Here is a 20,588-nt window from a genome sequence, read left to right on the forward strand (position 1 = left end):
CTCACCGCGCGTCGTCGGTCGATCGGTGGAGGTGCGCGGTGGGTGTGGGTGTCGGTGACCTGGTGGAGGATTTCGAGCTGCCGGACCAGACGGGTACGCCGCGGCGGCTGTCGGAGCTGGTGGCGGCGGGGCCGGTGGTGCTGTTCTTCTACCCGGCGGCGATGACGCGGGGCTGCACGGCGGAGAGCTGCCACTTCCGTGATCTGGCGGCGGAGTTCGCGGCGGTGGGCGCGCAGCGGGTGGGTATCAGCCGGGATCCGGTGGAGAAGCAGGCGGAGTTCGCCCGGCGGCACGGGTTCGACTATCCGCTGCTGTCGGATGTCGACGGTGCGGTGGCGCAGCGGTTCGGGGTGCGGCGGCGGTTGCCGTTGGGGCCGTTGAGCATGCGCCGGATGACGTTCGTGATCGGACCGGACCGGCGGGTGCTCGCGGTGATCCACAACGAGTTGGGGATGAACGAGCACGCGGACGGGGCGTTGCGGGCGCTGGGGGGTTGATCTTCCGGTTGTCGGGGCCGGCTGGTATCAAGACAGCTGTCAAACACATGTACGGAAGAGGGCTGTGATGGCGGGCCAGGGTTTGTCCGAGGACGAGGTGCACGGCATCCGGGAGGCGTTGGCCGCCGGGCGGAAGCCCAAGGTGGTGTTCACGGCGTCGGCGGGGCAGATCGCCGGCCAGGTGGGCCAGGTGGTCGAGCTGACCGACCCCGAGGTGTCCGAGGAGTTCGTCGTGGTGCGCTTCGGCCGCGACGAGTTGCCCTTCTCCCCCGCCGACGTGACGGTGGCGCCCCGGGGCACGGGGCGCAAGGTGGCCGAGCCGAAGCCGGAGCCGGAGCCGCAGGTGGAGCAGCCGCCGGCCGCGCCGGCGGAGCCGGAGTTCGTGTTGGACCGGGTGCCGGCGCCGCGTCGGGAGGAGTCGAAGGTGGAGCAGCAGGTGGAGGCGAAGCCGGCCCGGCGGGCGGTGAAGGCGGCGAAGCCGAAGGGCCCGGCGGGCCTGACGGTGACCCTGGCGTACGCCGACGGTGAGTGGACGGTGGCGGCGCAGCAGGGGGCCAAGGCGCTGGCGAAGCCGTACGTGGTGAAGCCGGCGGAGGCGTTGAGGATGGTGGCGCTGGTGGACGTGCCGGGGGTGCACGAGGCGGTGGAGCAGATCATGGCCGCGGAGCGGGCGGAGGCGGAGCAGCAGGCGGAGAAGCTGCGCGCGGAGCTGGCGGAGATCGAGGCGCGGCTGGCGGAGTTGCGCGAGGCGCGCTGACGGCATGTTCGCGCGCGTGCCGCACCCTGGCCCTCTCTCGGGCGGGGGTGCGGCGCGGCGCCGGCACCCCGGGCGGCGGACCTGACGGCCGTGGCCCGGCGCGGGTCAGGGGCCGGGGCGCAGGCCGGCGAGGGTCAGTGTGACCAGGCGGGTCACCGCGTCGTCGGTGTCCAGCGTGCTCGCGGCGGCGAGGGCGTGCAGGCAGTAGGCGGCCAGTTCGCCGGTGGGGATGTCGTCGCGGACGGCGCCGGCGTCAGCGGCGGCGGTGAGCAGGTCGGCGACGAAGGTGGACAGCTGCTGGTGCGCGCTGTCGACGTGTGGGGCGCGGTGCAGCATCGCGGCGAGGTCGCCGCCGTGGCGGTGTCGCGACATCCGGGCGTAGGTGTGCAGGACCGTGTGCAGTCGCGTCACCGGGTCGGCGGTGCTGTCGGCGACCTCGACGAGGTGGGTCAGGTGTCGGGTGACCTGCCGTTCGTGCCAGGCGATCAGGATCGCCTGGACGTCGGGAAAGTACTTGTAGAGGGTGGCTCGGCCGATGCCGGTGACCTCGGCGATGCGCGACATGGTCACCCCGGTCGGCCCGTGCTCGGCGACCAACGCCGCGGTGGCGTCGAGGGTCGCGTCACGCACCGCGGCCCGGTGCGCCTCGATCGTGTCGGTCCACAGCTTCGGCACCTCGGCATCATACATACCGACACGTCCACGACAGGATGACTTGACACTTACACACTGTCTCGATAAAGCTGGCCGGGCGTACGGGTAGCAGGCCAGCTTGACGGGAGACGTGGATGACGGGGCAGCCGCAGGAGCCCGGATCGTCGGGTGTGCCGCGCTGGGTGAAGCTCTTCGGGATCATCGTGGTGGCGCTCCTGGCGCTGTTCGCGATCGTGCAGCTCACCGGCATCGCCGGCGAGCACGGCCCGGGCCGACACTCCCCGGCCGGCGCCTCGGCGCCGGCGGGTCAGCGGTGACCCTGCCGCCGGCCGCGCGCAGGGCGGCGCTGACCGTGCACGTCACCACCTCGGTGGGTTGGCTCGGCGCGGTCGTGGTGTTCCTCGTCCTCGCGGTGGCGGCGCTACGCAGCACCGACACCGCCGTGATCCGGGCCGGGTACGTCGCGATGGACCTGACCGCCCGGCTCGTGATCGTCCCGCTCGCGCTCGCGGCGCTGGCCAGCGGCCTGGTGTCGTCGCTGGGCACCGCGTGGGGCCTGCTCCGGCACTGGTGGGTACTGATCAAGTTCGGGTTGATCGTGGTGGCCACGGTGGTGCTGCTGCTGCAGTTGGGCTCGATCGGCGCGCTCGCCGACGCCGCGGTCGGTTCGGGCCTGGCGGGCGGACGGTGGCGGGAGGCGCGGATGTCGCTGGTCGTGCACGCCGCGGGCGGGCTGCTGGTGCTGCTGACCACCACCGTGCTGGCCATCTACAAGCCACGCGGCGTGACCGGCTACGGCCGCCGCCGCCAGGTGTTGCCCGGCCCACCCGCTGCCTCGTAGCACCGCCCTCCCCCGGCGACCACTTCCCATCTATACCCCCGGGGGGTATAGTCGGTGGTGTTGAAGGGAGGCCCGTTCATGAACCACAGCATCCATCACCACCCCGGCGGCGCCGCGCACACCGATCACGGTCACCACCCGCCCGCCTCGGCGGCGGCCACGGCGACGTCATGGGCCGTGGCCGCGCAGGCCACCCTGCACTGCCTGACCGGCTGCGCGATCGGTGAGGTGCTCGGCATGGTCATCGGCACCGCGCTGGGCTGGTCCGCGCTGCCCACCGTCGTGCTCGCGGTCGCGTTGGCGTTCGTCTTCGGCTACGCGCTGACGATGCGCGGGGTGCTGCGCGCCGGCGTGGACGTGCGTACCGCGCTGAAGGTGGCGCTGGCCGCCGACACCGTGTCGATCGCCGTGATGGAGTTCCTCGACAACGCCGTCATGCTCGCCGTACCCGGCGCGATGGAGGCCGGGCTGACCAGCTGGGTGTTCTGGGCGTCGCTGGCGTTCGCGCTGCTGGTGGCGTTCGTGCTCACCACGCCGATCAACCGGTGGCTGATCTCGCGCGGCAAGGGCCACGCCGTCGTGCACGCCTACCACCACGCGCACTGACGCGCCACCCCCGGCGGCCGGGCCACCACCCTGCGGGGCGGGCGGCCCGGCCGCCGCCCGGGCGGGCTCCACGGCCCGCCCGGGGATGGCACCATCGCCGCCGGGAGGCGGCAGGTCGGCGGGCGAGCCGCCGCGGGGTGGTGCACCACTCAGAAGTAGTCGAGCAGGTGCGCCGCTCCCCCGGCCGCCAGCAGGTCCAGCGCGCGCGGGTCGGTCCCGGTGGCGTGCAGCAGGCCGGCGTCGGCGACGGACGCGGCGGTGCTGGCGCCGCTGTAGAGCAGGGCGAAGCCGCGCACCGACAGGTGCAGGTCGACCTCGGCGGTGACGCGGGTGAGTTCGGCGGCGCCGTCGGCGACCGCCAGCCGCCAGGTGCCGGTATTCCAGTCGGCGAGTGGGTCGGTGAGGGTGAACTCGACGGTGCCGCGGGCATGGGCGGGCCAGCCGCGGGCGGCGACGGCGCGGGTGACGTCGACGGGCCGGTGCATCCACGGTTCCTGCTCGTGTTCGCGGACGGCTTCCAGCGGCAGGTGGGCGCTGACGGCGTCGCCGTCGAGCAGGCGCAGCCGCACCGTGGGGGTGACGCTGTGCCAGCTGGCGAGGACGCCGGCGAGTTCGCGGGCGGCGTCGGCGGTGGTGGCCAGGACGTCGTGGACGGTGAGCACGGCGTCGTCGCCGTAGCCGCGGCCGCGGTCCCAGCTGGCGTAGCCGACCAGGTGCCCGTCGTCCTCGACCAGGGTGAGCCCGTCGAAGGGCAGGGTGTCGGCGGTGGTGTGCGGGTCGAAGAGGTCACCGCGGCGGGTGAGCAGCCCGCGCCGGTCCCGGGCGAGGCGTTCGTAGAGGGCGACGACGGCCGGCATGTCCTCGGGCGTGCCCGCGCGGACGCTCAGGTGCGGGGCCGGGCGGTGCCGGGGCAGCGCCACCGTGGGCACGTCGACGGTGCGCATCACCCCGGCGACGTCCCAGCCGCAGGCGCGGTAGGGGGCGGTGACGGTGGGAAACAGCGCGCTGACGGCGGCGCCGCGATCGTGGGCGCCGCGCAGCAGGCCGGTGAGCAGGGCGCGGGCCACGCCACGGCCGCGGGCCTCGGGGGCGACGGCGACCCCGGCGACGTCGGCGGCGGGCACGGCCCGCCCGGACCACCACTGCTCGTGGTGCAGGTCGACGGCCTTGCCGAGGAGCCTGCCGGTGTCGTCGAAGGCGCCGTAGCGGGTCAGGCCGGGCACCGCGACGGTGGCGTGCGGCGCCGGTTGCGGGTCGGAGCCGAAGGCGCGCCGACCGAGGTGCCTGGCGTCGGTGAGGTCGTCGACGGTGAGTTCACGCACGTGCGGGGGGCTGGCCATCGGCCCACCATAGCGGCGCGGATCTTGAGGGTGGACGGATTTTCCGGCGGGGAACAGCCCGCGGGGCCGGTGCGACCCCCTCGCCCGGCCCCGCGTCCCGCGCCCCCGCAGGTTCTCAGTGCTGCGGGATGTTCACTACCCCGATCCGCTTGCGGAACACCCAGTACGTCCAACCCTGGTAGGCCAGCACGATCGGGGTGAAGATCACCGCCACCCAGGTCATGATCTTGAGGGTGTAGGGGGTGGAGGCGGCGTTGGTGGCGGTGAGCGTGCCGGCGGCGTCCAGGGTGGAGGGCAGTACGTTCGGGAACAGCGCCGCGAACAGGGTCGCCACGGCCAGGCCGATCGCCACGGCGGTGCCGGTGAACGCCCAGCCCTCCCGGCGTACCCGGGCGGCGGCGAGCGCGCCGAGCAGGGCCAGGGCCGCGCCGACGGCGAACACGACGGCGGCGGTGCTGGAGCGGATGCTCAGCGTCCAGGTCAGGAACGCCACCGCGGCGACCGCGGTGCCCACGCCCAGGCGCACGGCGAGCGCGCCGGCCCGCTCCCGGATCTCACCGGTGGTCTTCAGGGCGAGGAACACCGCGCCGTGGGTGAGGAACAGCGCCGCGGTGGTCACCCCGCCGAGCAGCGCGTACGGGTGCAGCAGGTCGACCAGGCCGCCGACGTACTCGTGGTCGGCGTCCAGTGGCACGCCGCGCAGGATGTTGGCGAAGGCGACGCCCCACAGCACCGCCGGTACGACGGAGCCGACGAAGATCGCCGTGTCCCAGCGGCGCTTCCAGGACGCCTCGGGGCGCTTGTGCCGGTACTCGAAGGCCACGCCCCGGGCGATCAGGGCGAGCAGGATCAGCAGCAGCGGCAGGTAGAAGCCGGAGAAGAGGGTGGCGTACCACTCGGGAAAGGCGGCGAACATGGCGCCGCCGGCGGTGATCAGCCAGACCTCGTTGCCGTCCCAGACCGGGCCGATGGTGTTGATCAGGACGCGGCGTTCCCGGTCGTCGCGGCCGAGGACGGGCAGTAGCATGCCGACGCCGAAGTCGAAGCCTTCGAGGATGAAGTAGCCGGTGAAGAGCACGGCGACGAGGAGAAACCAGACGGTCGTCAGTTCCACGGTGGGCTCCGGGTCAGTAGGCGAAGGCGAGCGGGCGCTCGGCGTCGTCGTGGCTGTCGTCGATCGCGGGATCGGGGGTGAGGTCGGGCACGCCGGCGCGGGCGTAGCGGACGAGCAGCTTGAACTCGATGACGGCGAGGGTGGCGTAGATCAGGGTGAAGGCGGTGAACGAGGTGAGCACCTCGGTCAGCGAGACGCTGCGGGACACGCCGTCGCGGGTGAGCATCTCGCCGAAGACGATCCAGGGCTGGCGGCCCATCTCGGTGAAGATCCAGCCGAAGGAGTTGGCGAGCAGGGGCAGCACCGGCATGACCAGGCCGGCGCGCAGCAGCCAGCGGCTGGTGGGGGTGCGGCCCTTGCGCTGCGACCAGAGCACCAGCAGGGCGATCGCGGCGGCGGCCAGCCCGAAGGCGATCATGAAGCGGAAGCTCCAGTAGGTGACCGGGATGATCGGGGTGTAGCTGCCGGCGCCGTACTGGCTGGCGTACTGGGCCTGCAGATCGTTGATGCCGTGCACGGTGCCGTTGGGGTCGCCGGTGCCCAGGTACGACAGCAGGTACGGGATCTTGATGGCGAAGAGTTCCCGGCTGCCGTCAAGGCTGCCGACGGTGAGCACGGAGAACGAGGCGGGGCTCTCGGTGGTGTAGAGGCCCTCGGCGGCGGCCATCTTCATCGGCTGCACCTGCGTCATGATCTTGCCCTGGATGTCGCCGGTGATCACGACCAGGGTGGCGGAGACCAGCACCACCCACGAGCCGAACTTCGTGGCGAACCGGTACGCCCCGGTGTCGGCGCTGTCGCGGTTGCGCATCAGGTGCCACAGCCCGACGGTGACCACCAGCGAGCCGGCGACCAGGAACGAGCCGGCCAGGGTGTGCGGGAAGGTGATCAGCGCGACCTTGTTGGTGAGCACGGCGACGAAGTCGGTGAGTTCGGCGCGGCCGGTGTCGGGGTTGATCCGGTAGCCGACCGGGTTCTGCATGAACGAGTTCGCGGCGAGGATGAAGTAGGCGCTGAGGTTGGTGCCGATCGCGGCGATCCAGATGCTGGCCAGGTGCGCCCGCTTGGGCAGCCGGTCCCAGCCGAAGATCCACAGGCCGATGAAGGTCGACTCCAGGAAGAACGCGACCAGCGCCTCGATCGCGAGGGGGGCGCCGAAGATGTCGCCGACGAAGCGGGAGTAGTCGCTCCAGTTCATGCCGAACTGGAACTCCTGCACGATGCCGGTGACCACGCCCATGGCGAAGTTGATCAGGAAGAGCTTGCCGTAGAACTTGGTGAGCTTGAGGTAGCGCTCGTTGCCGGTGCGGTGCCACAGCGTCTGAAGGATGGCCACCAGCATCGACAGGCCGATGGTCAGCGGCACGAATAGGAAGTGGTAGACGGTGGTGACACCGAACTGCCAGCGGGCGACGTCCAACGCGTCCACCAGTAACCCCCAGCTGTTCATACTACGAGACGTAGTAAATACTACTGCGCGTCGTAGAGATGGGGGCAGGGCCGGGGGCCCCGACCCGCCCCGGGACCAATGACCCTGATCACCTCTGCCGCACGGCCCGGGATCGGTGCCCGCCCTCACCCGGCGGCGTGCGACCATCCAGCACTGATGGACACCCCGACCGCCACCTGGCGGCCGCCGCTGTTCTGGCGCGCCGTACAGGTCCTCGCCCGCCTCCTCGTCGCCCTACTGGCCCGGCTGGAGGTCAGCGGCGACGTGCCCGAGCACCTGCGCCGCGGCCCGCTGATCCTGGCCGCCAACCACATCAGCCCGTTCGACCCGGCCGTCCTCGCCGCGGCCTGCCAGACCCGCGGCATCGCCCCCCGGATCATGGCCACCGGCGGGCTCTTCCGCGCCCCGGTCGTCGGGGCCCTGATGCGCCACGCCGGGCACCTGCGCGTCGACCGGGGCACCGCCGGGGTGCACCGGGCCCTCGACGACGCCGCCGCGGCGGTGGCGCGCGGCTCGGTGGTGCTGGTCTACCCGGAGGGCCGCATCGGCCTCGATCCGGGCCTGTGGCCCGAGCGCGGCAAGACCGGCGCCGCCCGGCTCGCCCTGGCCTGCGGCGCCCCGATCATTCCCGTCGCCCAGTGGGGCTCGCACGAGGTGCTGCCCTACCGGACACCTGAGGGCATGCTGCCCGGCATCGCCCGGTCGCTGCTGCGCCGACCGGTGATCCGGGTGCGCTTCGGCGACCCGCTGGACCTGCACGACCTGGCCCACGGCGCGCCCGGCGCCGCCCGCCGGGGCACCGACCGGATCATCGACGCGATCACCGACGCCCTGGTGCCGCTGCGCCGCGACGAGCCGGACCGCCCCCGCCACGTCGACCCGGGCCGCCCCGTCGACACCAGCCGCGCCCACCGCCGCCGCCCGGCGGCCTGACCCCCGCCGGGCGACGACGTCACCCGACGGCGGCGTTCAGGACCGGCACCAGCTGCTCCTCCTCGTACGCCAGGTGCGCCCGCACCTGGTCGGTCAGGCGGTCCACCTCCTGGCCCAGCGCGTCGCGATCGGCGGCGGGAGTGGCCAGGACGGCACGCAACTCGTCCAGCAACGCCGCCATCGCCCGGTGCTCGGCGGCGAGGCGGTCGAGCACCGGGGCGAGATCCGGCCGCTCGTTGGCCAGCCAGGCGAAGAGGCCCCCGTCCTCGCGCTGGTGGTGCCCGTGCAGCCCCTCGCAGAGGGTCAGGCAGTTCACCCGCAGCTGCGCGCCGATCGTCGGCCCCGCCGCCGCCACCTCCTGCCGGATCAGGGCGAGTTCGCGGCGAAACGCGTCGTGCACGGCGATCAGCGCCGCGCCCGGGGGGCCGGGCGGCGGGCTCGGCGGGCCGGGCAGGGGCTCCAGCGCCACCACCGGCAGCCGACGGCCCGCCCGGTCCTGGTAGTCGGCCCACCCCGGGTCGGCCTCGGCGGCCCGGGCGAAGGCGCGGTCCCGGTCGGCGTCGGGGAGCACCTCGGCGCGGGCCCGGTAGGTGAAGACCCCGTCCTCCACGGTGACCAGCGGGTCGGCCACCAGGTTGCGGAACCACTGCGGGTGCCGCGGCGCGCCCCCGGCGGAGGCGATCACCAGGACCCGATCCCCGTCGGGCAGATAGCCCAGCGGGGTGGTGTGCGGGGCGCCGGTACGCGCCCCGGTGGTGGTGAGCAACAGCAGTCGGGCGCCCTCGAACCAGCCGCCGACACGGCCGGCGTTGGCGCGGAACTCTTCGATGACCTGGGTGTTGACGTCGTTCGGCATGCGGTGTGGCTACTCCGGGCAGATGGGCGCGCCGCGCGGCGGCGCGGTGGGTGCGAAGAGCGGGGAACGCGGACGTCGACGGACGGCACGCGCAGCAGGCGGCACCGACGGCCCGAGCCGTGGTGCGTGCGGATCGCGGAGGCGTCGCGGCGAGGGCGACGGGCGGAGCACACGCGTGGCGGGCCTCGGGCCCACCCGGGGCTCACGCGTCGGCCGGGTGCCCTGTCCGCTCGTGGCCCATGGCCGACCCGGCAGTCACGTCATCGACCCTAGTGTCCGCTCCCCGCGCCGGGCAACCCGGAGTTGCCCTCGCGCGGCCCCGAACGGTGAGACCCTGCCCGCAGGCGTTCCACCAGGAGAGGCAGGGCAGACATGAGCGAGCAGACGGTGCTGGTCACCGGCACCTCCACCGGGATCGGGCTGGAGATCGCGCTGGGCTGCGCGCGCGCCGGCTGGCGCACCGTGGCCACCATGCGCGACCTCGGGCGCGCCGACCGGCTGCGCGAGGCCGCCGACGCCGCCGGGGTGGCCGACCTGATCGACGTACGCCCGCTCGACGTCACCGACGCCGACGCGGCCGCCGCCGCCGTGGCCGAGACGGTGGCCGCGTACGGGCGGCTCGACGCGGTGGTCAACAACGCCGGCGCCGGGCACGTCGGCACCCTGGAACAGGAGACCGTCGACGACGTACGGGCCGTCATGGAGGTCAACTTCTTCGGGGTGCTGCACGTCAGCCGGGCCGCGCTGCCGCACCTGCGGGCCTGTCGGGGCCGGCTGGTCACCGTCACCAGCGTCGGTGGGGTGGTCGGTCAGCCGTTCAACGAGGCGTACTGCGCGGCGAAGTTCGCCGTGGAGGGGTTCATGGAGTCCCTCGCGCCGGTCGCGGCGAGTGTCGGGGTGACCGTCGCCGTGATCGAACCGGGCGCGGTGGCCAGCGAGTTCGTCGCCAACGTCGGCGTCGACCGGGACCGCGCGATCGAGCGGGCCGGGGTGTACGGGCCGGCGCTGCGCGCGTACCTCGACCGCAGCGCGGCGGGGGTCTTCGCGGCGGCGCAGTCCCCGGCGGACGCCGCCACCGTCGTCGTCGCGGCCGTCACCGGCCCGACCCCGTCGCCGCGCACGCAGACCTCGACGACGGCGCGGGAGTTCGTCCGGGTGAAACTGGCCGACCTCGCGGGGACGGCGGTCACCGATCTGACCTCCGGTTGGCTGCGCTGACCCGACGCAGGGCCTGCGTCAAAGCCCCTGGCCGGCGGCCAGGAAGCGGCGCAGGGAAGTGGTCAGCGCCGCCACGAACCCCTCCCGCACGTCGGCGGCGACCAGGTCCAGCGACAGGTACGGGTTGAGGTCCTCCAGCTCCACCAGCAGCAGCGTCCCGTCGCCGGTGCGGCAGGCGTCAACCCGCTGCACGCCGTGGGCGAGGGTGTTCCAGCGCACGAAGCGGCGGGCGAAGTCCAGGTCCGCCCCGGTCGGCGCGTACGGGGCCAGGGCCCAGCGCCGCCGCGGGTCGGGGGCGTGCAGGGCGTACTGGAAGGCGTCGTCGACGAAGTAGAAGGACACCTCGTACCGGAAGGGCACCCGCGGCTGGATCAGCGACTGCCCGTCGACCGCCTCGGCGAGCCCATCGCGGGAAACGAACCGCAGGCCGACGGAGTCCGCGCCGGCGACCGGCTTGACCACGTACTCGTCGGTCGGCGGCAGCCGGTCGACGTCGGCGAGCCGGTCGACGGTCGGGATCACCGGCTCGCCGGCGGCGGTGAGTTCCACCAGGTACCGCTTGCCCGCCATGTCGCCCCGGCCGGTCAGCGGGTTGTACACCCGCACGCCCCCGGCCAGCGCGGCGGCGCGGAACACCTCGTACGCCTCCCGGTAGGCCAGGACCGGGCCGCTGTTGCGGACCACGACCGCGTCGAAGCGGTCCATCAGGGCGGCCGCGTCGCGGGGATGGCACAGCGCCAGGTCGAAGTCCTCGCGCAGCCGGGAGGTCAGGAAGACGTCCTCGTCGCCGTAGCGGCGGCCCTGCGCCGGGTAGGCCAGGTCGGTGACGAACAGGATGCTGGGCCGCACGCGTCTCCCCCGCCTCACGCCGGTCGCGGCGGGCGCACCGCGAGGTCGCAGGGCACCGTACCGGGTGGCCGGACCGGCGACACGGGGTGCTCGCCGGCCGGTCGTCCGCGGGCCACCGGGCCGAGGCATACTGCGCTGCGTGCTGACCCGATACGGCTATCTCGACGCGCCCGCGCCGCTGGCGTTCGCCCATCGCGGCGGGGCCGCCGAGGGCGACGAGAACACCGTCGAGGCGTTCGCCCGGGCCGTCGGCCTGGGCTACCGGTACGTCGAGACCGACGTGCACGGCACCGCCGACGGGGTGGCCGTGGTCTTCCACGACGCCACGCTGGAACGGATCACCGGTGAGCGGGGGCGCATCGCCGACCTGCGGTGGGCGGACCTGGCGTCGGTACGCGTCGGCGGGGCCGCGGTCGTACCTCGGCTCGAGGAAGTCCTGGCGGCGTGGCCGCGGGTGCGGTTCAACATCGACGTGAAGGCCGACGGCGGGGTCGCGCCGACGGTCGAGACGGTGACCCGGGCGGGCGCGGCCGAACGGGTGCTGCTGGCGTCGTTCAGCGACGCCCGGCTGATCCGGATGCGGGCCCTGACCGAGGGTCGGATCGCGACCAGCCTCGGCATGCGCGGCGTGGCCCGGCTGCGGGTGGCGTCGCTGCACGGGTGGCGGCTGCGCCTGCCGCCGTCGGTGGTGGCCGCGCAGGTGCCGCCGCGCTACGGGCGGGTGCCGGTGGTGGACCGGCGGTTCCTCGCCTACTGCCACCGGTTGGGGCTGCAGGTGCACGTCTGGACGATCGACGAACCTGCCGAGATGCACGACTTACTTGATCTTGGGGTGGATGGCATCATGACCGATCACGTCGGCGTGCTGCGCGACGTCTACCGCAGCCGCGGCCACTGGGCCGCCTGAACACCGAGGAACCCCATGGCCGAGACCGTCACCCCCGCGGTGCAGGACCCACCGCCGGCGAGCACCCGCCGGGAACGCCGCGGCTGGTACCTCTACGACTGGGCCAACTCGGCGTTCCAGACCACCGTCATCACGGTCTTCCTCGGCCCGTTCCTCACCACCGTCACCGAGCTGGCGGCCGGCTGCGAACTCGGCGCGGACAGCTGCGACGGGTACGTGCACCCGCTGGGCATCCGGGTCGCCGCCGGCTCCTACTACCCGTACCTGATCTCGCTGTCGGTGTTCCTCACCGTCTTCGTGCTGCCGGTCATCGGGGCGATCGCCGACCGGTCGGTGCACAAGAAGCGGCTGCTGGCCGGCGCGGCGTTCACCGGCGCGGGGGCGACCATCGCGATGGCCTTCGTCACCGGCGAGCGGTATCTGCTCGGCGGCGCGCTGTTCCTGATCGCCAACATCGCCTTCGGCGCGGCGGTGGTCGTCTACAACTCGTTCCTGCCGCAGCTCGGCGGCCCCGACGAACGCGACGGCATCTCCAGCCGTGGCTGGGCCATCGGCTACCTCGGCGGCGGCGTGCTGCTCGCGCTGAACCTGCTCGCGGTGAGGTCGCTCAGCGAGGAGGGCAACCCGCAGCGCACCCTGGACCTGGCCCGCTGGTCCATCGTGTCCGCCGGCGTGTGGTGGGCGGTGTTCACCCTGGTGCCGCTGCGCTGGCTGCGCGAACGCCCCACCGTCGCGGCGCTGGCCGGCGGCGGCAACGTGCTCACCGACGGCTTCCGGCAGCTCGGCCGCACCCTGCGCGAGATCAAGGCGTACCCGCTGACGCTGTTCTTCCTGCTCGCCTTCCTGGTCTACAACGACGGCATCCAGACCGTGATCACACTCGCCAGCCAGTACGGCACCAAGGAGCTGAAGCTGGAGCAGGACACCCTGATCGTGACGATCCTGCTGGTGCAGTTCCTCGCCTTCGGCGGGGCGCTCGCCCTCGGCGCGCTGGCCCGGCGCATCGGCGCGTGGAAGACGGTGCTGCTGTCGCTGGTGTTGTGGATCGGTGTGATCATCGCCGCGTTCCGGCTGCCCGCCGAGGCGCCGCTGCCGTTCATGGCCCTCGGCGCGGCCATCGGCCTGGTCCTCGGCGGCAGCCAGGCGCTGAGCCGGTCACTGTTCAGCCAGCTCATCCCCACCGGCAAGGAGGGCGAGTACTACGGCTTCTACGAGATCAGCGACAAGGGCACCAGCTGGCTCGGGCCGCTCGCCTTCGGGCTGGTGTTCCAGCTCACCGCCTCCTACCGGGTGGGCCTGGTCTCCCTGCTGATCTTCTTCGTGCTGGGCTTCGCGCTGCTGGCCGCCGTGCCGATCCGCCGGGCCATCATCGCGGCCGGCAACACCCCACCGAAGGTGCTCTGAGCCGAACCGATCGGGGCGCCTCGATGGACTAGGCTGCCCCGACGTGACCGACGACGCCGCTGCCGCCCCCACCTGCCTGGCCCGACCGCTGCCGGGCCCGGACGAGAACGGCATCGGCTGTGCCGCCGCCCGCGGTGTCGACGGGCGGCCGCTGCACGCCGCCGCGCTCAAGTTCTTCTGGGGGCCGATGGACTCCGGCAAGTCCACCATGGCGTTGCAGATGAACTACAACCACGCCCGGCAGGGCCGCCGCGGCCTGGTCACCACCCGCATCGACCGGTCGCTGGGCCCGCAGGTCACCAGCCGCATCGGCCTGGCACACTCCGCCGTCGAGGTCACCGACTCCCTCGACCTGCGGACGCTGGTCCGCGACACCTGGGCCGAGGGGGTACGCGTCGACTACCTGATCTGCGACGAGGCGTCCTTCTACAACGTCGAGCACGTCGAGCAGATGGCCGAGCTGGTCGACGGCTACGACGTCGACGTGTACGCCTTCGGCCTGGCCACCGACTTCCGGTCCTGCCTCTTCCCCGCCGCGCAGCGGCTGTTCGAGCTGGCCGACCAGGTGGCCCGGATCCAGATCGAGGTGCTCTGCTGGTGCGGCCGGGAGGGGCTGCTCAACGCCCGAGTGGTCGACGGGCGGGTGGTCCGCGAGGGCGCGCAGGTCGTCATCGGCGACACCGCGGACACCGCCGAGGTGCGCTACCAGGTGCTCTGCCGGCGGCACTACCGCTCCGGCGACCTGGGCCCCCGCTCCTAGAAGGGGTCCCCGCAGACCCGCCACTCGCCGTCCTCCTTCACCACCGGCAGCCGGCGCTCCTCGGCGGCCCCACCCTCGCGGGTGACGCGGACGGTCACCTCACCGATCGGGCGGCCGGCCTTGGTACGCACCGACACGTCCAGGATCTCGTAGCCGCTGACCACCGGCGGCGTCTTCACCCAGCCGGCGAAGCCGACCTCGCTCCACCGGCCGCGCGCCTGGTCGCAGAGCCGGCCGTACGCCCGGTCGACCTCGCCGGCGGACAGCTCCCGGAAGAACCCGTCGGCGGTCTCCCGCACCGGGCCGCCGGCCTGCATCACCACCTGCACGTTCCAGGCGCCCAGCCCGGCCACCCCGACCAGGCACAGCGCCATCGTCAGGCCACCCAGCAGCAGACCGGTGCGTACCGGCCGGCGGGGCCGGGCCGGTCGGGTCCACGCCTGCTCACCGCCCATCACCTGCGACCGTATGCGCACCGTCCGGTCCGCGCAGGAACATCGCCCTCTGTCGCATTCGCCACGGCATCGTCTACTGCGGCACGAGGACATCGCCGCCGACGCCCGCCACCACCTCGACCTGCTCCGCTGACGGGTTACCGCCGCAGTTGAGGGTTGAGCCGGGCTTCGAGCGCGAAATCCGGCTCAACTCTCACAAGGAACTTCAATGAAAAAATTGAAGCCATGGACGCCGACGACATGAAACGACACATCTGCGACTCGTTCGAGGGGGTCACCGCCGTCGACGGCGGCGGCGACACGTTCCTCGTCTACGACCCGTCCGGTGACCTGCCCGCCGACCGGTGGCTGCCGTTCGCCACGATCGTGACCGGCGACCGTTACGACACCGCCTCGGCGTTGGACCGGCCGGGGGCGTGGCGGCTCAACATCGGGCTGACCCGGGCGCGGTACCTGTCGTTGTTCCCGACGCCGCCGGCCGGCGTGGACCACACCCGCGCCGACACGCTGCTGCCGCACCCGGTCTACGCCCCGCAGCACTGGGTGTGCGTGGTCGACCCCGGTCCGGCGACCCGGGAACTGGTCTCGGAACTGCTCGCCGACGCGTACGACTTCGCCGTCCGCAAGCACGACAACCAGCGCCGCCGCCGGCACGCCGACTGAACCTGCCAGAAGATGTCAGGTACCTGCGGCAGCCTTGCGGTCATGACAGTCACCGCCGACCTCGCCATGGTCAACCTCGACAGCTCCGACCCGGCCGCGCACGCCGACTTCTACCACCGCGTCCTCGGCTGGGAGATCACCCACAGCGAAGCCGACTACGCCATGATCAGCAGGCCCGACGGCGTCTCGATCGGGTTCGGCCGGGTCGACGGCTACCAGCCGCCGCGCTGGCCCGACGAGACCTCCGCCAAGCGCTACCACCTCGACCTGTACGTCGACGACCTGACCGTCGCGGAGAAGGAGTTCGTGGCGGCGGGCGCGACGAAGCCCGAGTTCCAGCCGGGCGACGGGCGCTGGGTGGTGCTGCTCGACCCGGTGGGCCAGCCGTTCTGCATCTGCCCCCGCCCGCGCGGCTGACGGCCGCCGCCCCCGGCCGGAAGGGGGGCCGGCCCGGGGGCGACGTTGGTCGTCTCCCTGGTGCGGCGCGGGTCAGCCGCGGCGGCGGGCCCGCGCCGCCCAGATCGCGTACGCCGGGTCCCGGTCGAGGTTGTGCCGGTCCCGGTCGTAGCGGCGGGTGGTGCGCGGGTCGGCGTGACCCATGGCGTCCTGCACGTCCTCCAGCGGCACGCCCTCGGCGCGAGCGGTGGTGGCGAAGGCGTGCCGCAGCGAGTGCGGCGACAACTTCGCCGCCGCCGGAATGCCGGCAGCCAGGGCCAGCCGGCGGACCAGCCGGAACACCGAGTGCCGGTCGAGTCGACCGCCGGTGGCGGTGGCCAGCAGCGGGCCGGTGAGCTGCTCCACGCCCACTCCCTGCACGGCCGCCCGGTCGGCCAGGTACGCGTCGACGGCGTACGCGGTGCCGGGGGTCAGCGCCCGACGGCGTGGCTTGCCGCCCTTGCCGACGAACCGCACGCTGCGGTGCCCCCGCTCGGCGCCCAGGTCGTCGAGGTTCAGCGAGACCAGCTCCCCCACCCGCAGGCCGAGATCGGCGAGCAGGGCGATGGCGGCCCGGTTGCGGGCGGCGGTCGGGCCGGCGTCGGCGTCGGCGGCCGCCAGCAACGCGTCCACCTCCTCCGGGGTGAGCCCGACGGTGGCCGAGTGGTCCCGGTCGACGCGCGGCCGGTCGGCGCCGGAGACCGGGTTCGCCTCCACCGCCCGCAGCTTGACCAGGAACTCGTACCAGCTCGAGAGCGCGGAGAGCTTGCGGGCCACGGTCGCCGGGGTCAGCGGCCGGCCGGTCCGCGCGCCCAGGGTGGCCTCCAGGTCGCGGCCGTAGGCGTTGACGTCGAGGAAGTTGGCGTGCAGCGGGTCCAGTTCGCGGGCGGCGCACCAGGCCAGCCAGCCGCCGATGTCCCGCCGGTACGCGGCGCGGGTGTGTTCCGACAGCCGCCGGTTGCGCAGCCACGCCTCGGTGAAGTCGACCGGCCCGGTCGGCAGGGCGGGCCGGGCCGAGGCGCGGGGCAGGACCGGGACGTCAGAACGCAGCATGTGAAAAAGGCTCTCAGCCTCGGCGGCCAATGACCACGAGGCGCGCCCGAGCGGATCCGTGGCGCGCGCTACCGTCGTCGGGTGCGCGCCAGCCGGCTGGTCTCCCTGCTGCTGCTCCTGCAGGCCCGGGGGCGGATGACCGCCCAGGAACTCGCCGAGGCGCTGGAGGTCTCGGTGCGTACCGTCTACCGGGACGTCGAGGCGCTCGGCGCCTCCGGCGTCCCGGTGTACGCCGACCGGGGCCCGGCCGGCGGTTACCGGCTGCTCGGCGGCTACCGCACCCGGCTGACCGGGATGACCTCCGACGAGGCGGCGGCGCTGTTCCTGGCCGGGGTCCCCGGGCCGGCCGCGGAGCTGGGCCTCGGCGCGGTCCTCACCGCGGCGGAGTTGAAGCTGCGCGCCGCCCTGCCGCCGGACCTGGCGGAGCAGGGTGACCGGATCCGGCAGCGGTTCCATCTGGACGCGCCCGGCTGGTTCCGGGACCCGGAGCCCACCCCGCACCTGACCGCGCTGGCCGAGGCGATCTGGGAGGAGCGCCTGGTCGATCTCCGCTACCAGCGCTGGAAGCGGCCTCGCGAGGTGAGCCGGGTGCTGGCGCCGCTGGGCGTGGTGCTCAAGGCCGGCCGCTGGTACCTGGTGGGCCGGGCCGGGGAGCAGGTCCGCACCTACCGGGTCGCGGCCGTCCTGGCGCTGACCGTGCGCGACGAGCGGTTCGACCGGCCGGCCGACTTCGACCTGGTCGCGTTCTGGCGTGAGTGGACCGACCGGTACGAGCGCGGCGTCTACCGCGACGAGGCGCGGGTGCGGGTCACGGCCGCGGCGCTGGAGTTCATGGCGTACGTCTTCCCGCCGGCGATGAGCCGGGCGGCCCGGGCGGCGGCGGGCGCACCGGACGCGCAGGGCTGGCTGCACACGACGGTGCCGATCGAGTCGGTGCGGCACGGGCACACCGAGCTGCTGAAGCTGGGCGCACAGGTGGAGGTGCTCGCCCCGGCGGAGCTGCGGGAGCTGATGGCGGCCAGCGCCCACGCGATGGCCGCCATCTATCCGGCGCCGGCGAACGCGCCGCACGCGTCCACCGGCGATTCCACCGTCACGAGGTGAGCTGCTTGTGCCCGTTGCCGCTGCTGCCGGCGGTGACGGTGACCCGGCGCGGCTTGGCGCGCTCCGCGATCGGGATGCGCAGCGTCAGCACGCCGTTGTCGTACCCGGCCTCGAGGCGGTCGGCGTCGAGGGTGTCGCCGAGGAACAGCTGCCGGGTGAAGGTGCCCATCGGACGTTCGGCGGCGACCAGCTCGACGTTGTCGCCGGTGGGGCGGCGCCGCTCGGCGCGGACGGTCAGCACGTTGCGCTCGACGGTGCAGTCGATGCTGTCGGGGTCCACGCCGGGCAGGTCGAACGCGGCGTAGAAGTGGTCGCCGTCGCGGTAGGCGTCCATGTGCATGACGGCGGGGCGGCTGGTGGTGCCGAACAGCTGCTCGGCGAGCCGGTCGATCTCACGGAACGGGTCGGTACGCATCAGCATGGTCGTGCCTCCTCGGTTCTCCTGGCCGAAGGTGTCGTAGTTGAGTCCATACGACTCAACTTCCTCTTCTCTATTTAGCGCGCCGCGCGCCCGGCGTCAACTCGCGGAGGACCTTTTCGAACCAGTGCTCGGCGTACACGTCGTCGTTGTAGGCGGGGATCTCGTGGTAGCCGTGCCGGGCGTACAGGGCGCGGGCCTCGACGAGGTCGGCGCGGGTGTCCAACCGGATCCGGTCGGCACCGGACGCGCGGGCGTGCCGCTCGGCGCCGGCCAGCAGCGCGGCGCCGCCGCCGTGGCCCCGGTGGGCGGGGTGGACGAAGACCCGGGTCAGTTCGGCCCAGTCGGGCCGCAGCCGCAGCCCGGCACAGCCGGCGGGCCGGCCGTCGCGGTACGCCACCAGCAGCAGCCCGGTCGGCGGGACGAGGTCGCCGCTGGGTGATTCAGCCATCGCCGTCTCGACCTCGCCGGGCCGGACGGGGCGACGGTGGTAGCGGCGGACGATCTCCTCGAAGTACCGCCACAGCAGATCCGCCGCGTCGGGGTCGGCGGGCCGGGCCGGCATCAGCGTCCAGGTGGTCGGGTCAGTGGTGCGCACCCGTCGATCCTCGCGCCAAGGTCAACGCAATTCCGTCGACGGGACCTGGCCGGGGACGCGGCGGCGGCGTCCCCGTAGTGGGGACGCCGCCGTCATGCGTCGATCGTCAGCGGGCGCGTCGGGGCAGGAAGGCGATCAGCACCGCGGCGACCGCCAGGTGCATCGCCCCCAGCATCACCTTGGCGCCGGTGGTCGCCTCGGTGGCGACGACGGGCACGAGGGACAGCAGGGCGATCAGCACCGCGAGCGCGATCCAGATGACGGTGGCCCGCCGGCCGGCGAAGCGCTCCAGCAGGACCAGCCCGGCCCAACCCACCAGCGCCGAGCCGAGGGAGAAGATGATGACCGGCACGACGCCGACGACGAACGCCGGCTGCCCGGGATTCTCGACGGTGTAGTCGACCCCGGCGACCGCGCCCACGATCCAGAGCACGACGCAGGTCAGGACGGTGGCGGCCACGCCCAGGGCGCGGCGGCGCAGGGACGGGGTCGTGGCGGTGGGATGCGCGGTCGCGGTCATGCGTGCTCCTCGGTCAGGGAACCAGACAGGTGCGACCGTATCAGATAGTTCCGTCCGGAACTATCCTGCTCGGGACTAGCAGGCGGGGCGGACGCCGCAGGCTCCGCCGCCGGCGAGTCGACCGCCGACCAGGGCGCTGATCGAGCGCAGGAACACCGCGCGGTCGGCCTCGGGCAGGGTGGCCAGCACGTCCTGCTGGATCCGGCCGGCGATCTCCTGCGCCTCGTCGAGGACCTTCTCCCCCTCCGGGGTCACCTCGACCAGCCGCGCCCGCCGGTCGCTCGGCGAGGGCAGGCGTCGGGCCAGGCCCGCGCCCTCCAACTGGTCCAGGGTCACCACCATGGTGGTCTTGTCGATCCCGCACAGCTCGCCGATCTGCCGCTGGGTGAGCCCCCCGGGCCGCGCCTTGAGCAGCACGCAGTGCGCGCGCGGGGAGATGCCCAGCCGGGCCAGGCCGGTGGCGTGCTCCGCCATCAAGGCGTGGCTCGCCCAGGAGAGCAGGAACATCAGGTCGGGTGAGCCACCGGGCGAGCGCGAGGTCATGCCCCGAGGCTAACAACACCGTCCCGCGCGGGATGGTTTGCGGCCCGAACGGTCACGGCCCGATCCGCCAGTAGATCCCCTGCTCACGGGCGAGCAACTGCTCGTCCACCAGGTGGCGACGCAGGGTCACGTGGTCCGAGCCGCCACCGTCGCACCAGCGCCGCAGGATCGCGTCGACCGCCCGTTCCGGGTAGCGCACGCCCGGCTCGAACGCGGCCACGACGTGGGCCAGCAGCACCCGCCGCCGGCCGCGCTGCGCCGGCAGCCGCACCACCACCCCGTCGCGCAGAAACGTGCGCAGCACCCGGTCCGTCGATTCCTCCGGGCCGGCGTCCGGTGCCGGTGTCCGCGCGGCCTCGCGGAACCGGTCGGCGTCGACCCGCAGATCGTCGCCCGCGTCGGCGATCACCCCGGCCTCGACCAGGCGCCGCAGCGCGGTGACCACCTGCCGGGTCGGCAGACCGGTGCGGTCCGCCACCGCCGTCGCGTCGGCGGCGCCGAGCACGATCGCCGCGAAGACCTGTCGCCGTACGGGGTCGGCGAGGGCGCCCGCCAGAGTCTGGGCCGTCATGCCGGCCACCCTGCCAGCCCGCTCACGGGCGAGGCCAGGCGT

Annotated in this window: 26 protein-coding genes; 13 read left to right on the top strand and 13 right to left on the bottom strand. The window is 73.5% G+C overall.

Going from position 1 to position 20,588, the window contains the following annotated elements; all coding sequences use genetic code 11:
• Positions 1-38 precede the first annotated feature (38 nt).
• Together ACTMTB_RS25910 and ACTMTB_RS25915 are read left to right on the top strand one after the other, a co-directional pair.
• Positions 39-497, top strand: coding sequence for a peroxiredoxin (locus tag ACTMTB_RS25910; RefSeq protein WP_441148821.1), 459 nt, complete (start codon positions 39-41; stop codon positions 495-497).
• 67 nt (positions 498-564) lie between these two features.
• Positions 565-1,254 (top strand): hypothetical protein, encoded by a 690-nt coding sequence (locus ACTMTB_RS25915; RefSeq protein WP_441148822.1) that lies wholly within the window; start codon positions 565-567, stop codon positions 1,252-1,254.
• A 105-nt stretch (positions 1,255-1,359) separates the two neighbouring features.
• Here the strand turns inward: ACTMTB_RS25915 and ACTMTB_RS25920 are convergent, their stop codons facing one another.
• The gene (locus ACTMTB_RS25920) at positions 1,360-1,929 is read right to left on the bottom strand and encodes a TetR/AcrR family transcriptional regulator (RefSeq protein ID WP_441148823.1); all 570 of its coding nucleotides are present in this window, start codon (positions 1,927-1,929) and stop codon (positions 1,360-1,362) included.
• A 113-nt stretch (positions 1,930-2,042) separates the two neighbouring features.
• Between ACTMTB_RS25920 and ACTMTB_RS25925 the strand changes: the two genes are divergently transcribed.
• From ACTMTB_RS25925 to ACTMTB_RS25935, 3 genes are all read left to right on the top strand, one after another.
• Entirely contained in the window at positions 2,043-2,225 is a 183-nt protein-coding gene (locus ACTMTB_RS25925) for a hypothetical protein (RefSeq protein WP_441148824.1), read from the top strand.
• Positions 2,222-2,749 (top strand): DUF2269 domain-containing protein, encoded by a 528-nt coding sequence (locus tag ACTMTB_RS25930; RefSeq protein WP_441148825.1) that lies wholly within the window; start codon positions 2,222-2,224, stop codon positions 2,747-2,749. The genes ACTMTB_RS25925 and ACTMTB_RS25930 overlap by 4 nt, the downstream gene beginning before the upstream one ends.
• A gap of 78 nt (positions 2,750-2,827) precedes the next feature.
• Positions 2,828-3,355, top strand: a complete 528-nt coding sequence (locus ACTMTB_RS25935) for a DUF4396 domain-containing protein (RefSeq protein WP_441148826.1) — start codon at positions 2,828-2,830, stop codon at positions 3,353-3,355.
• 149 nt (positions 3,356-3,504) lie between these two features.
• Here the strand turns inward: ACTMTB_RS25935 and ACTMTB_RS25940 are convergent, their stop codons facing one another.
• The 3 genes from ACTMTB_RS25940 to ACTMTB_RS25950 form a co-directional block, all read right to left on the bottom strand.
• On the bottom strand, positions 3,505-4,695 hold the full coding sequence (locus ACTMTB_RS25940; protein WP_441148827.1) for a GNAT family N-acetyltransferase: 1,191 nt from the start codon (positions 4,693-4,695) through the stop codon (positions 3,505-3,507).
• Positions 4,696-4,810: 115 nt separating this feature from the next.
• A complete protein-coding gene (gene cydB, locus ACTMTB_RS25945) occupies positions 4,811-5,809 on the bottom strand; it encodes a cytochrome d ubiquinol oxidase subunit II (protein ID WP_441148828.1) in 999 nt (332 codons plus the stop codon).
• A gap of 13 nt (positions 5,810-5,822) precedes the next feature.
• A complete protein-coding gene (locus tag ACTMTB_RS25950; protein ID WP_441148982.1) occupies positions 5,823-7,238 on the bottom strand; it encodes a cytochrome ubiquinol oxidase subunit I in 1,416 nt (471 codons plus the stop codon).
• A gap of 177 nt (positions 7,239-7,415) precedes the next feature.
• Between ACTMTB_RS25950 and ACTMTB_RS25955 the strand changes: the two genes are divergently transcribed.
• Positions 7,416-8,192, top strand: coding sequence for a lysophospholipid acyltransferase family protein (locus ACTMTB_RS25955; RefSeq protein WP_441148829.1), 777 nt, complete (start codon positions 7,416-7,418; stop codon positions 8,190-8,192).
• Positions 8,193-8,211: 19 nt separating this feature from the next.
• Here the strand turns inward: ACTMTB_RS25955 and ACTMTB_RS25960 are convergent, their stop codons facing one another.
• Positions 8,212-9,048 (bottom strand): nitroreductase/quinone reductase family protein, encoded by an 837-nt coding sequence (locus ACTMTB_RS25960; RefSeq protein WP_441148830.1) that lies wholly within the window; start codon positions 9,046-9,048, stop codon positions 8,212-8,214.
• Between the two features lie 372 nt (positions 9,049-9,420).
• On the opposite strand from ACTMTB_RS25960, the gene ACTMTB_RS25965 reads away from it, so the two are divergent.
• Positions 9,421-10,266, top strand: a complete 846-nt coding sequence (locus ACTMTB_RS25965; RefSeq protein ID WP_441148831.1) for an SDR family NAD(P)-dependent oxidoreductase — start codon at positions 9,421-9,423, stop codon at positions 10,264-10,266.
• An 18-nt stretch (positions 10,267-10,284) separates the two neighbouring features.
• On the opposite strand, the gene ACTMTB_RS25970 is transcribed toward ACTMTB_RS25965, so the two are convergent.
• On the bottom strand, positions 10,285-11,115 hold the full coding sequence (locus tag ACTMTB_RS25970) for a hypothetical protein (protein ID WP_441148832.1): 831 nt from the start codon (positions 11,113-11,115) through the stop codon (positions 10,285-10,287).
• Positions 11,116-11,254: 139 nt separating this feature from the next.
• Here ACTMTB_RS25970 and ACTMTB_RS25975 point away from each other — a divergent pair, with 139 nt between their 5' ends.
• The 3 genes from ACTMTB_RS25975 to ACTMTB_RS25985 are packed head-to-tail and all read left to right on the top strand — an operon-like array spanning position 11,255 to position 14,186.
• Positions 11,255-12,022, top strand: a complete 768-nt coding sequence (locus tag ACTMTB_RS25975; RefSeq protein WP_441148833.1) for a glycerophosphodiester phosphodiesterase — start codon at positions 11,255-11,257, stop codon at positions 12,020-12,022.
• 15 nt (positions 12,023-12,037) lie between these two features.
• Positions 12,038-13,426: an MFS transporter gene (locus tag ACTMTB_RS25980; RefSeq protein ID WP_441148834.1), complete on the top strand. Its 1,389-nt coding sequence runs from the start codon at positions 12,038-12,040 to the stop codon at positions 13,424-13,426.
• A gap of 43 nt (positions 13,427-13,469) precedes the next feature.
• Positions 13,470-14,186, top strand: a complete 717-nt coding sequence (locus tag ACTMTB_RS25985) for a thymidine kinase (protein WP_441148835.1) — start codon at positions 13,470-13,472, stop codon at positions 14,184-14,186.
• Here ACTMTB_RS25985 and ACTMTB_RS25990 read toward each other — a convergent pair.
• Positions 14,183-14,641, bottom strand: coding sequence for an Rv0361 family membrane protein (locus ACTMTB_RS25990; RefSeq protein WP_377608953.1), 459 nt, complete (start codon positions 14,639-14,641; stop codon positions 14,183-14,185). The two genes, ACTMTB_RS25985 and ACTMTB_RS25990, sit on opposite strands and share 4 nt — an antisense overlap.
• Before the next feature lie 225 nt (positions 14,642-14,866).
• Here ACTMTB_RS25990 and ACTMTB_RS25995 point away from each other — a divergent pair, with 225 nt between their 5' ends.
• A complete protein-coding gene (locus ACTMTB_RS25995) occupies positions 14,867-15,304 on the top strand; it encodes a DUF6194 family protein (protein ID WP_441148836.1) in 438 nt (145 codons plus the stop codon).
• A gap of 42 nt (positions 15,305-15,346) precedes the next feature.
• Positions 15,347-15,721, top strand: coding sequence for a VOC family protein (locus ACTMTB_RS26000; RefSeq protein WP_357611638.1), 375 nt, complete (start codon positions 15,347-15,349; stop codon positions 15,719-15,721).
• Positions 15,722-15,793: 72 nt separating this feature from the next.
• Here ACTMTB_RS26000 and ACTMTB_RS26005 read toward each other — a convergent pair whose 3' ends face one another.
• Positions 15,794-16,792 (bottom strand): tyrosine-type recombinase/integrase, encoded by a 999-nt coding sequence (locus ACTMTB_RS26005; RefSeq protein WP_441148837.1) that lies wholly within the window; start codon positions 16,790-16,792, stop codon positions 15,794-15,796.
• A gap of 81 nt (positions 16,793-16,873) precedes the next feature.
• On the opposite strand from ACTMTB_RS26005, the gene ACTMTB_RS26010 reads away from it, so the two are divergent.
• On the top strand, positions 16,874-17,896 hold the full coding sequence (locus tag ACTMTB_RS26010; protein ID WP_441148838.1) for a helix-turn-helix transcriptional regulator: 1,023 nt from the start codon (positions 16,874-16,876) through the stop codon (positions 17,894-17,896).
• Here the strand turns inward: ACTMTB_RS26010 and ACTMTB_RS26015 are convergent.
• From ACTMTB_RS26015 to ACTMTB_RS26035, 5 genes are all read right to left on the bottom strand, one after another.
• Entirely contained in the window at positions 17,886-18,317 is a 432-nt protein-coding gene (locus ACTMTB_RS26015) for an Hsp20/alpha crystallin family protein (protein WP_441148839.1), read from the bottom strand. The genes ACTMTB_RS26010 and ACTMTB_RS26015 overlap by 11 nt on opposite strands.
• 70 nt (positions 18,318-18,387) lie before the next feature.
• Complete coding sequence (locus tag ACTMTB_RS26020; RefSeq protein WP_441148840.1) at positions 18,388-18,912, bottom strand: GNAT family N-acetyltransferase; 525 nt, start codon at positions 18,910-18,912, stop codon at positions 18,388-18,390.
• Positions 18,913-19,018: 106 nt separating this feature from the next.
• Positions 19,019-19,432 (bottom strand): DUF6069 family protein, encoded by a 414-nt coding sequence (locus tag ACTMTB_RS26025; protein WP_441148841.1) that lies wholly within the window; start codon positions 19,430-19,432, stop codon positions 19,019-19,021.
• Positions 19,433-19,507: 75 nt separating this feature from the next.
• Entirely contained in the window at positions 19,508-19,975 is a 468-nt protein-coding gene (locus ACTMTB_RS26030; protein ID WP_441148842.1) for a MarR family winged helix-turn-helix transcriptional regulator, read from the bottom strand.
• Positions 19,976-20,027: 52 nt separating this feature from the next.
• On the bottom strand, positions 20,028-20,546 hold the full coding sequence (locus ACTMTB_RS26035; protein ID WP_441148843.1) for a DUF2087 domain-containing protein: 519 nt from the start codon (positions 20,544-20,546) through the stop codon (positions 20,028-20,030).
• Between the last annotated feature and the right edge of the window lie 42 nt (positions 20,547-20,588).

The organism is Micromonospora sp. L32, from assembly GCF_052068055.1.
Classification (GTDB): domain Bacteria; phylum Actinomycetota; class Actinomycetes; order Mycobacteriales; family Micromonosporaceae; genus Micromonospora; species Micromonospora purpureochromogenes.